The following is an 11628-nucleotide window of genomic DNA, read 5'->3' as shown; positions in this document are numbered from 1 at the left end:
TCAGGCCGCTTGGATGCGACCCGCCCTGCTCGGTTGTGCGTCAACCGCGTCCTGCTCGACCGGCAGGATCAATTGATCGGGTACAGCGCTGTGCCACTTCCTGGCGGCGAGGTAATACAGCACCGCCGGAACCACCAGGCCGATGATCCAGGAAATATCCACACCACCCATGGCTTCCACCAGCGGACCGGTATAGAACTTGGTGGCGATGAACGGCAGTTGAACCAGTACACCGAAGACATAGACGCTGATACCAAGGGCATTCCAACGACCGTAGCGACCGTTCGGGTCGGCCAGCGCCGGCACGTCATAGCGCTCGCGAGTGATGCAGTAGTAGTCCACCAGATTGATCGCGCTCCAAGGCGTAAAGAACGCCAGCAAGAACAGGATGAAAGACTTGAACGCACCGAGGAACGAGTGCTGACCGAGCAGCGCGATCAGGGTCGCCGCGCCGACGATGACCAGCACGAAGCCTAGACGCTGCAAGCGCGTGACGTTCAGGTGACCCCGAAAACCACTGATGATGGTCGCAATGCACATGAAGCTGCCGTAGGAGTTCAGCGTGGAGATAGTGACCTTGCCGAACGCGATGCTGAAGTACAGCAGCGCAGCGGTGGCACCGGTACCACCCAGACCAACGATGTAGGCCACTTCGTGACCCGCGAACTGCCCATTGGCCGAGGCGGCGGCAAACACGCCGAGGATCATCGCCACCTGCGCGCCGATGACTGAACCTGCGCCTGCGGCAAAAAAGGTTTTCACCGAGGAAGTCTTGCTCGGCAGGTAACGCGAATAGTCCGCCACGTAGGGGCCGAAGGCGATCTGCCAGGAAGCCGCGAGCGACACCGCAAGCAGGAAACTGCTCCAGCTGAAATGGCGGATTTGCAGGAGTGCGCCAACGTCCGTCTGGCTCATCAGGCGAGCGAACAGGTAAACAAAGGCGATCACACCAATGACGCTGGCGACACGGCCAATGAAGTGAATCACCCGATAACCGAGCACCGTGACCAGCACGATGGTACTGGCGAAAATGAGGATGCCGACACTGTCGCTGACACCAAACAACTGGCCCAGCGCCTGGCCGGAAAGCACGGTTCCGGTTGCGGTGAAACCCAGGTACATCAGGCACACCAGCACGATCGGGATAGCCGCGCCGTACACACCAAACTGCACCCGGCTGGAGATCATCTGCGGCAGGCCAAGCTTGGGCCCTTGCGCGGCATGCAACGCCATGACGCCACCGCCGAGCAGTTGGCCGATCAGCAAACCGATCAACGACCAGAACACATCACCACCCAGCACCACCGCCAATGCGCCGGTGACAATGGCAGTGATTTGCAGGTTGGCACCCATCCAGAGGGTGAACTGGCTCAACAATCGGCCGTGTCTCTCCGCTTCCGGTATGTAGTCGATCGAACGCCTCTCGATCAACGGCTTGCTGCTTGCGCGTGTGCGGGTGACGGCCATGGTTCAACCTCTGTGGATTGTCCTAGTTCGAGCGTTGCTTTTTTGTGGGAGCGAGCCTGCTCGCGATGGCGGCCTATCAGCCAACACAAGTGTTGAATGTGCCGGCCACATCGCGAGCAAGCTCGCTCCCACATGGGCTCCGGGGTTACTTGCCGGTGATCATCGGCAGGTTCAGCCCCTGCTCTTTCGCGCAATCAATGGCGATCTGGTAACCCGCATCAGCATGGCGCATCACCCCAGTACCCGGATCGTTGTGCAGCACGCGGGCAATCCGCTCGGCCGCTTCGTCGGTGCCGTCGCAGACAATGACCATGCCCGAATGCTGGGAGAAGCCCATGCCGACGCCGCCGCCATGGTGCAGCGACACCCAAGTCGCGCCGCTGGCGGTGTTGAGCAAGGCGTTGAGCAACGGCCAATCGGACACGGCATCGGAACCGTCCTGCATGGCTTCGGTTTCGCGGTTGGGGCTGGCCACGGAACCGGAGTCCAGGTGGTCGCGGCCGATCACGATAGGGGCCGACAATTCGCCGCTGCGCACCATTTCGTTGAACGCCAGGCCCAGCTTGGCACGCTGGCCCAGGCCGACCCAGCAGATACGCGCCGGCAGACCCTGGAAGCTGATGCGCTCGCGGGCCATGTCCAGCCAGTTGTGCAGATGGGCGTCGTCGGGGATCAGTTCCTTGACCTTGGCGTCGGTCTTGTAGATGTCCTGCGGGTCGCCCGACAGCGCAGCCCAGCGGAACGGACCGATGCCACGGCAGAACAGCGGACGGATATACGCCGGCACGAACCCTGGGAAATCGAAGGCATTTTCGACGCCCTCTTCCTGGGCCATCTGACGGATGTTGTTGCCGTAGTCGAAGGTCGGCACGCCCATTTTCTGGAAGGCCAGCATGGCTTTGACGTGGACGGCCATCGATTGCTTGGCCGCTTTGACCACGGCAGCAGGCTCAGTCTTGGCGCGGGCGCGGTACTCGTCCCAGGTCCAGCCGGCCGGCAGGTAACCGTTGAGCGGGTCGTGGGCGCTGGTCTGGTCGGTGACCATGTCCGGGCGCACACCGCGACGGACCATTTCCGGCAGGATTTCGGCGGCGTTGCCACAGAGCGCGATGGAGATCGCCTTGCCTTCTGCGGTGTATTTCTCGATACGGGCCAGGGCGTCGTCCAGATCAGTGGCCTGTTCGTCGACATAACGAGTCTTGAGGCGGAAATCGATGCTCACCTGCTGGCATTCGATGTTCAGCGAGCAAGCACCGGCCAGGGTCGCGGCCAACGGCTGCGCACCACCCATGCCGCCCAGGCCGGCCGTGAGGACCCAGCGCCCCTTGAGGTTGGCGTCGTAATGCTGGCGACCGGCCTCGACGAAGGTCTCGTAGGTGCCTTGGACAATGCCCTGGCTGCCGATGTAGATCCAGCTGCCGGCGGTCATCTGGCCGTACATGGCCAGGCCCTTGGCGTCCAGTTCGTTGAAGTGTTCCCAACTGGCCCAGTGCGGCACCAGGTTGGAGTTGGCGATCAACACGCGAGGAGCGTTGCTGTGGGTTTTGAACACGCCCACCGGCTTGCCGGATTGCACCAGCAGGGTTTCGTCGTCGTTGAGGTTGGTCAGGCTTTCGACGATCTTGTCGTAGCACTCCCAGTTACGCGCCGCACGGCCGATGCCACCGTAAACCACCAGTTCCTTGGGGTTCTCGGCCACTTCCGGGTCGAGGTTGTTCATCAACATGCGCAGCGGCGCTTCGGTCAGCCAGCTCTTGGCGGTCAGGGTGTTACCGCGTGGGGCACGGATTTCAACGTCACGGTATTTTTCGGGTTTGCGGGTAGCGTCGGTCACAGCAAGAACTCCTCAGCGATCAATCCAGACCAGCCCAGGCAATGGGCGCGATTTCCAGGCACGTTACGTTGAGCAGTGGCGACTCATACGCATACGTCTTTACTTGTATGTACAAGCATATGCAATCAGGCGGCCAACTTGATGAATGCGCGCCCAAGGAAAACGACGAGCATGGTTGTGAGTCCCGTAATTAAAGGGCTCTAGCGGAAAATGAAATTTCTGAAGGGGATTTTTGGTACTGGAAGGAAGGGCCAATAAAGCGTGGCGTTGCGCCACGCTGGGGCATTCGGTAACAAGTTGGTGCGAGTAGAAAGAACAACGTTCAGGCTTTTTGTGGCGAGGGAGCTTGCTCCCGCTGGGGTGCGAAGCGGCCCTATATTTTTTGCGACTGCTGCGCAGTCGAGCGGGAGCAAGCTCCCTCGCCACAATGGCCTACACGTCTGAGGTCAGTGAGCAGTCAGCTCGATCACACAGCACTGGCCAGCAGTTGATATCTCCAGCAATCCGGTGTTACCGCTCAGTTGCAGGCAGTCATAAAGCCCCAGTGCCTCGACAGCCGTATCAATCTTGACCCTCAGCGTCGGAGCCGCACTGAACACCAACACCGTCCCCGCCTCACTGAAAAACCGCTGCTGGCCGCCCATCCACTGCAACCGCGCGCGGTAACGCAGTGGCGCGTATATCAGGTTGAAATCACGAATCGGCCCGCCCAGCAACGTACAGTGCACATGGCTCTCGCCGTTGAATGCAAAAGGGTCCAGCGGATGCAAAGCCCGCGTAACCTGACCATCGACGTTCAGCGTCATGCCGTCACCCTGCAAGACACTGATGACCCGCTCGTAACCGGCGAAGCTGGAAAAGCCACCCGACTCAGCAATATCGGCAATCGACAGGCGCCAGCCGAAACCGTCCAGGCCGGTACCCGCATCACGGGTAATTTCTTCGGTGCTGCCGCCGCCGTTTTTCCATGGCATGCGTGGATAATCGGCGGCGCGCAGAACTTTCATCTGCTTGATCATTTATGAAAGCGTCCTTCCAGACGATGACGGGAACCGGGGTGAATCAGGCGCGCGGCGGTTACCGGCTGACGCCCCGACCAGGTGCGGCGGCGAATCAACAGGCATGGCTCGCCCCGTTCTATCTGCAGCAGCTTGCACTCGCTCGCCTCAGCGAGAATCGCTTCAACCACGTGCTCGCCTTCGGTCAGCGGCGCAACCTGGTTGAGGTAGGCGTAGGGCGTTTGCAGGGTGAAATCCTGCTTGAGGTAGTCCGGGGCCACCAGGGCATTGACGAAACGGTCCTCGATTTGCACGGGGATGTCGTTTTCGAAATGCACGATCAGCGAATGGAATACCTTCTGGCCTTCGCGCATGTCCAGGGCCAGGGCGCGCTCGGAACCGGCGGCCTCCTCCTCCAGCGTGATGACCTTGCACGTATGGCGGTGGCCTCGGGAGGCGATCTCGTCGGCAATGTTATGCACTTCGAACAACGCCGACTGGCTCTTGGGCTCGGCCACGAAGGTGCCGACGCCCTGCATGCGCACCAACAGGCCGTCGGCGGTCATCTCACGCAGGGCACGATTGATGGTCATGCGGCTGAAACCCAGTTGGCTGACCAGTTCGCTTTCCGACGGCACGCGGTAATGCGGCGGCCAGTTTCCACTGTCGATCTGCTGGGTGATCATCTGTTTGACGCGGGCGTACAAGGGCGCCGGACTGTCGCCCATGTTTGCGGCCAGCGGCGGTTTGGCAGGCGGAGTCGGCACGGCGGTTCCTTGTTCTGCAAAAGAAGGGTGCTAGCTTGCCGGAGTTTACCGGGCAGGCAAACGTCTGTATATGTATATACAAATTACGCACGATGAGGTTGAACCATGTCCGCCTTCTTTGCCGAACGCGCGCTGCTGCCTAGTGGATGGGCCCATGATGTACGTTTTGAAGTCGACGCCAGCGGCGTCTTGACTCATATCCAGGCCGACTCCCAGGCAGACGGCGCCGAACGGCTGGGCGGGCCACTGTTGCCTGGCATGCCGAACCTGCACTCCCACGCCTTCCAGCGAGCCATGGCCGGGCTGGCGGAAGTGGCGGGCAACCCCAACGACAGTTTCTGGACCTGGCGCGACCTGATGTACCGCCTCGTCGGAAAAATCAGCCCCGATCAGCTCGGCATCATCGCCCGACAGCTGTACATTGAAATGCTCAAGGCCGGTTACACCTCGGTCGCCGAATTCCATTATGTACACCACGACACCGACGGCACGCCTTACGCCGACCCGGCGGAACTGGCCCTGCGCATCAGCCAGGCCGCCAGCGCCGCCGGCATCGGCCTGACCCTGCTGCCGGTGCTCTACAGCCATTCCGGTTTCGGTGGCCAGGCCCCCAATGACGGGCAACGTCGATTCATCAACAGCACCGAAAACTACTTGAAGCTTCAGTCACGCTTGCAGCCGATCCTGGCCGGGCAACCAGCCCAGGCGCTGGGTTTGTGTTTCCACTCGCTGCGTGCCGTGACCCCCGGGCAAATCCAGGAAGTGCTGGCCGCCAGCGACCGCCATTGCCCGGTGCACATCCACATTGCCGAGCAGCAAAAGGAAGTCGACGACTGCCTGAGCTGGAGTGGCGCCCGACCGCTGCAATGGCTGTACGAAAACACCGAGGTGGATCAGCGCTGGTGCCTGGTCCACGCCACCCACGCCAATGCTCACGAAGTCAGCCTCATGGCCAGGAGCCAGGCGATTGCCGGCCTGTGCCTGACCACCGAAGCCAACCTGGGTGACGGGATTTTCCCGGCCGTGGATTTCCTCGCCCAGGGCGGACGTCTTGGGATCGGTTCCGACAGCCATGTGTCGTTGAGCGTGGTGGAAGAGCTGCGCTGGCTGGAATACGGCCAGCGCCTGCGAGATCAACGGCGCAACCGCTTGTATCGGGCCGATCAACCGATGGTCGGGCGCACCTTGTTCGATGCCGCGCTGCAAGGGGGTGCCCAGGCGTTGGGACAACCGGTCGGCGCCCTCGAAGTGGGCAAGCGCGCCGACTGGCTGGTGCTCGATGGCAACGATCCATACCTGGCCACCGCCAACGGCGATGGGATTCTCAATCGCTGGCTGTTTGCCGGCGCAGATCGTCAGGTGCGGGATGTGATGGTTGGCGGGCAATGGGTCGTGCGTGACGGGCATCATGCCGGGGAGGAGGACAGTGCGCGGGCGTTTACTCAAGTCTTGCGCGAACTGTTGGGTTGACCACAAAACTGTGGGAGCGAGCCTGCTCGCGATGGCGGTCTATCAGTCAACATCTGTGTTGAATGTGACGACCTCATCGCGAGCAGGCTCGCTCCCACATTTGATCGGTGACTATCAATCCGAAGTCTTGGCCATCTGCCGATCCGAGGCACGCCAGATCAACCGTGTTGTGTCGTAACCCTGCTGGCGCGCCTTGCTCAGCAGTTCTTCGCGCACAACGCCATTGACCGTCGGGGTTCGGGACAGCAACCACATGTAGCGACGACTCGGGTCACCGACGATGGCGGTCTTGTAATCATCGCTGACATACAGGACCCAGTATTGCCCCTTCGCCACACCCGGCACGATCCGCGAAAACCAGTTATCAAACTCGACCCAGAGCTTGTCGGTCTTGCCCGGCACTTGAGGCGTTGCAGTGCCCCTGGCTTCTTCCCACTGCCAGTCCGAGGTCAGGCAGCGGTTGAACACATCCACATTGCCGTCAGGCTTGAGGGTGTAGTGGGCTTCCGATTGCGCGCAGTTGCGCTGGAAGTACATCGGTAGACGGGCCAACTCGTACCAGGTCCCTTGGTAACGCTTGAGGTCGACGCTGTTGACAGTCTTTGGCGCCAACGGGTCTTCGCCAGAAGTGGCACAGCCAGCCAATACCAGGCCGGCAAAAAGCACTAACAATAACCGCATCATTATTTTTCTCCCGCGGGCCGGTGGCCCCGGTTTACTTCAGGCCTTGGCCGGAAAACATCAACACTTTGTCACCGGCGTACTGCACGCTGATAAAGCTCTTCTGGTCGCCCCAGGTGCAACTGGACATGCCGAGCGCGCCCGAACAATCGGTCGGTTTCCCCAACAACGCTTCGACTTCGGCCTTGGGCATGCCGGCAGACAGTTTCGAATAGTTTTCCTGGTTGACCTTGCTGCATGCCGTCAACAAGACGCACAAGGACAACAGGGCGATAGATCGCAGCGACATGGTGTAACTCCTGGAACGGAAGGGGGTGGCAGGGTGCCAACCAGAACCTTAGAAGAGAAAACCCCTATCTGGTTCCCCGACAGACCCAGTATTTGTTGGGCTTTGGGCAGGTGTTTCATGGATGAATCAACCCGTTTGTGACGCCGTCGTGTATTTCGTCGGGTTTAGCCTGCGCGCACCTGATTCAAAGCGCTGTGGAGCCGATAAAAAGAGCAGCGCGATGCCAGGTGTTATGGCAAATTGACGCCCCTTCCTGACCAGCTCCTCTGCGGTAGCGTTCTTAATGACCAGAAACATGAAATTCAGCCACAAAATCCTGCTGGCTGCTGCGCTCGTGGTAGCCGTTGCATTCGCTTGCTTCATCCTGTTCAACGACTACCGTCAGCGCCAGGGCTTGCAAGCCAGCACCGAGACCTCCATGCAGGAGCTCGGCAGCCTGACCAGCCGCAACATTCAAACCTGGGTCGAAGGCCGCACCCAATTGCTGCAATCGTTGGCCCAGCAGATTGCCGTGGACGGCAGCAGTGCCGATAGTCTCAAGCGCGCCGTGGGCCTACCGGCCTACACCGGCAACTTCCAGCTCAGCTATTTCGGTGGCACCGACGGCGTGATGTTCTCGGTACCGGCCGGCAATCGTGCGGCCGACTACGATCCCCGCGCCCGTGGCTGGTACAAGGCCGCCAACAGCGCCCAACAAACCATCGTCACCGAACCCTACATCGCCGCCTCGTCGGGCAAACTGGTAATAACCGTCGCCACCCCGGTACAACATCAGAACCAGATGATCGGCGTGGCCGGTGCGGACATCGACCTGTCCAGCGTCAGCGCCATCATCAACTCGCTGAATTTCGGCGGCCACGGCCATGCGTTCATCGTCAGCGCCGACGGCAAGATCCTCATCCACCCCGACAGCAAGCGCGTACTCAAGACCCTGGCCGAGGCCTACCCTGACGGTGCACTGCACGTCAGCCCAGGCATGAAAGAAGTCGAGCTCGACGGCAAGACTCAATACCTCTCCTTCACGCGGGTCAATGGCGTACCGGGGGCCGACTGGTACGTGGCGCTGGTGCTCGACAAGAACACTGCCCTGGCGATGCTCAGCGAGTTCCGTACCTCGGCGCTGATCGCCATGGTGATTGCCGTGGTATTCATCATCGCCCTGCTGGGCATGCTGATCCGCGTGCTGATGCAACCGCTGCTGACCATGGGCCGCGCCATGCATGACATCGCCGAAGGCGAAGGCGACCTGACCCGCCGCCTGACCATCCATGGCCAGGACGAATTCGGCGCTCTGGGCACGTCGTTCAACCGTTTCGTGGAGCGTATTCACACGTCGATCCGCGAAGTGGCCTCGGCCACCGGTCTGGTCAACGAAGTCGCGCTGCGTGTGGTCAGCGCGTCCAACTCGTCGATGGTCAATTCCGATCAGCAGGCTTCACGCACCAGCAGCGTGGCCGCGGCGATCAACCAGCTCGGTGCCGCCGCCCAGGAAATCGCCCAGAACGCCGCCCTCGCCTCGCAACATTCCAGCGATGCCCGCAGCCTGGCCGAAGACGGTCAACACGTGGTGGATAAAACCATCACCGCCATGCAGCAGTTGTCCGCCAAGATCAGCGATTCGTGCGGCAACATCGAAACCCTGAACAACAATACGGTGAACATCGGCCAGATCCTTGAGGTGATTACCAGCATTTCCCAGCAGACCAACCTGCTCGCCCTGAACGCCGCCATCGAAGCCGCCCGGGCCGGTGAAGCCGGTCGCGGCTTCGCGGTGGTGGCCGATGAAGTGCGCAACCTGGCTCATCGCACCCAGGATTCGGCGCAGCAGGTGCAGAAGATGATCGAGGAGCTGCAAGTCGGCGCCCGGGAAGCGGTCCTGACCATGACCGACAGCCAGCGCCAGAGCGAAAGCAGCGTCGGCATCGCCAACCAGGCCGGCGAACGCCTGGGCAGCGTGACCCAGCGCATCGGTGAAATCGACGGCATGAACCAGTCCGTGGCCACCGCCACAGAAGAGCAGACCGCCGTGGTGGAATCGATCAACGTCGACATCACCGAAATCAACACGCTGAACCAGGAAGGCGTGGAAAACCTGCAAGCGACATTGCGGGCCTGTGCCGACCTTGAACAGCAAGCGGCGCGGTTGAAGCAGTTGGTGGGTAGTTTCCGGATCTAGTGCCTGGACTGGCCCCATCGCGAGCAGGCTCGCTCCCACACCGATCTCTGTCGGACACAAAATCCGCGATCACCAAAGATCAACTGTGGGAGCGAGCCTGCTCGCGATGGCGATAGTAGCCGCAACGCAATCTAGAACCTGGACCCAGGCCTGTTCAAAAACTCGACTTCCTCAGCCGTGGACTCACGCCCCAACACCGCATTGCGATGGGGGAAACGTCCAAACTGCGCAATGATCTTCTGATGCCGCTCGGCGTAATCCAGGTTGTCTTCGAACACCGCCCGATCCGCCTCGGGCTGCTCGCGGGTCAGTTCGATGAAACGGGACACCGCTTCATTCTGCACTGCCAGGTTTTCGCAATGTTCGAGCACCAGGTAGATGAACACCCGCTGAATAGGTTCGAGTTGCCGGTCGAAACCCGCCGCCATGCCTTGGGCCACCAGCGCTTGGGCACGCAGGTCACCGGAAAAAGCCTTGGGAGAGTCGCGAAAGATCATCCGCGGGAGCTGATCAAGCAGCAGCACCAGAGCCAGCCAGCCTTCGGGGCGTTGCGCCCAGTCGGTCAATCCGCCGGCCAGTGCCTGCTCGACCTGATCGCCGAAGCGCTCGTGCGCTTGGCGATCATGCCGTTTGCCGAACCACAGCTTGCCCTTGTCAGCGGCTATTTCGTCCGGCGATTTGGCTGAGCCAAACCACCAATCGAGCAACGGCTGCCAGGGCTGGGCCATGATTTATTCCTTGTGGTAGGCCGTGGCGCGGGCGACTTCTTCCTTCGAGCCAAGGAACACCGCCACACGCTGGTGCAGGCCTTCGGGCTGGATGTCGAGAATACGCTGGTGACCGTCAGTGGACGCACCGCCAGCCTGTTCCACCAGGAACGACATCGGGTTGGCTTCGTACATCAGACGCAGTTTGCCCGGCTTGGACGGCTCGCGGCTGTCGCGCGGGTACATGAACAGACCGCCACGGGTCAGGATGCGGTGTACGTCCGCGACCATCGCGGCGACCCAGCGCATGTTGTAGTTCTTTTTCAGCGGACCTTCTTCACCGGCCAGCAATTCGCCCACGTAGCGTTGTACCGGGGCTTCCCAGTGACGCTGATTGGACATGTTGATGGCGAATTCCTGGGTGGTTTCAGGAATGGTGATGTCTTCGTGGGTCAGAACGAAGCTGCCCATCTCACGGTCCAGCGTGAAGCCTTTGACGCCGTCGCCCAGGGTCAGCACCAGCATGGTCTGCGGGCCATAGATGGCATAACCGGCGGCGACCTGTTCGGTGCCTGGCTGCAGGAACGCCTTTTCATTCAAGGCTTCATTCTGGCTCAGGTATTCGTTCGGGCAACGCAATACCGAGAAGATGGTGCCCACTGGCGCGTTGATATCGATGTTCGACGAACCGTCCAGTGGGTCGAACACCAGCAGGTAAGCACCCTTGGGGTATTTGCCTGGGATCTGGTAGGCGTTGTCCATTTCCTCGGACGCCATGCCGGCCAGGTGGCCGCCCCATTCGTTGGCTTCGAGCAGAATTTCGTTAGAGAGCACGTCGAGCTTCTTCTGCACTTCGCCCTGCACGTTTTCGGTGCCCATGCTGCCCAGGACACCACCCAGGGCGCCTTTGGATACGGCGTGGCTGATCTCCTTGCATGCACGCGCCACCACTTCGATCAAAAAGCGCAGATCGGCAGGGGTGTTGTTGCTGCGGGTCTGCTCAATCAAATAGCGACTCAAGGTAACGCGGGACATGGACGGCTCCGAAGAATAGGGGGCGGAAAAACCTGCGCAGTTTAGCGCGAGTCGGGACTTAATTCCTCCTATGAGACGGGGAATGGAGGATTGAGTTCACGGGGTCGCGCCTCGCTTGGGTATTTCTGTTGTCGAGAGGACGCTATCGCGAGCAGGCTCGCTCCCACATTTGATCTTCTGCGGACACAGTTTTTGTATACGACA

10 protein-coding genes are annotated in these 11628 nt (G+C 60.7%); 2 read left to right on the top strand and 8 right to left on the bottom strand.

From position 1 onward, the window contains the following. The 4 genes from BW979_RS05295 to hutC all read right to left on the bottom strand — a co-directional run bounded on the left by BW979_RS05295 (position 1) and on the right by hutC (position 5027). Entirely contained in the window at positions 1–1467 is a 1467-nt protein-coding gene (locus BW979_RS05295; protein ID WP_076383360.1) for a purine-cytosine permease family protein, read from the bottom strand. A 145-nt stretch (positions 1468–1612) separates the two neighbouring features. After that, positions 1613–3301, bottom strand: coding sequence for a urocanate hydratase (gene hutU, locus BW979_RS05290; RefSeq protein WP_047226931.1), 1689 nt, complete (start codon positions 3299–3301; stop codon positions 1613–1615). A gap of 446 nt (positions 3302–3747) precedes the next feature. Continuing rightward, complete coding sequence (locus tag BW979_RS05280) at positions 3748–4317, bottom strand: HutD/Ves family protein (protein ID WP_107323306.1); 570 nt, start codon at positions 4315–4317, stop codon at positions 3748–3750. Beyond that, positions 4317–5027, bottom strand: a complete 711-nt coding sequence (gene hutC, locus BW979_RS05275) for a histidine utilization repressor (RefSeq protein ID WP_171061303.1) — start codon at positions 5025–5027, stop codon at positions 4317–4319. The genes BW979_RS05280 and hutC overlap by 1 nt, the downstream gene beginning before the upstream one ends. 144 nt (positions 5028–5171) lie before the next feature. On the opposite strand from hutC, the gene BW979_RS05270 reads away from it, so the two are divergent. Next, complete coding sequence (locus BW979_RS05270) at positions 5172–6536, top strand: formimidoylglutamate deiminase (RefSeq protein ID WP_076383358.1); 1365 nt, start codon at positions 5172–5174, stop codon at positions 6534–6536. A gap of 114 nt (positions 6537–6650) precedes the next feature. Here the strand turns inward: BW979_RS05270 and BW979_RS05265 are convergent, their stop codons facing one another. Beyond that, positions 6651–7220 carry a lipocalin family protein gene (locus BW979_RS05265; RefSeq protein WP_047226927.1) on the bottom strand — a complete coding sequence of 190 codons (570 nt, stop codon included), beginning with the start codon at positions 7218–7220 and terminating at the stop codon, positions 6651–6653. A 31-nt stretch (positions 7221–7251) separates the two neighbouring features. Beyond that, on the bottom strand, positions 7252–7506 hold the full coding sequence (locus BW979_RS05260) for a lipoprotein (RefSeq protein WP_047226926.1): 255 nt from the start codon (positions 7504–7506) through the stop codon (positions 7252–7254). Between the two features lie 283 nt (positions 7507–7789). Between BW979_RS05260 and BW979_RS05255 the strand changes: the two genes are divergently transcribed. Next, complete coding sequence (locus BW979_RS05255; RefSeq protein ID WP_197685214.1) at positions 7790–9682, top strand: methyl-accepting chemotaxis protein; 1893 nt, start codon at positions 7790–7792, stop codon at positions 9680–9682. Positions 9683–9813: 131 nt separating this feature from the next. On the opposite strand, the gene BW979_RS05250 is transcribed toward BW979_RS05255, so the two are convergent. Further along, a complete protein-coding gene (locus BW979_RS05250) occupies positions 9814–10410 on the bottom strand; it encodes a DUF924 family protein (RefSeq protein WP_076383357.1) in 597 nt (198 codons plus the stop codon). Positions 10411–10413: 3 nt separating this feature from the next. Beyond that, complete coding sequence (locus tag BW979_RS05245) at positions 10414–11424, bottom strand: class 1 fructose-bisphosphatase (protein ID WP_047226923.1); 1011 nt, start codon at positions 11422–11424, stop codon at positions 10414–10416. Between the last annotated feature and the right edge of the window lie 204 nt (positions 11425–11628).

This window comes from Pseudomonas sp. A214, assembly GCF_900156295.1.
Taxonomy (GTDB): Bacteria; Pseudomonadota; Gammaproteobacteria; order Pseudomonadales; family Pseudomonadaceae; genus Aquipseudomonas; species Aquipseudomonas rhizophila.
This window is presented reverse-complemented; position numbering and strand designations above follow the sequence as displayed.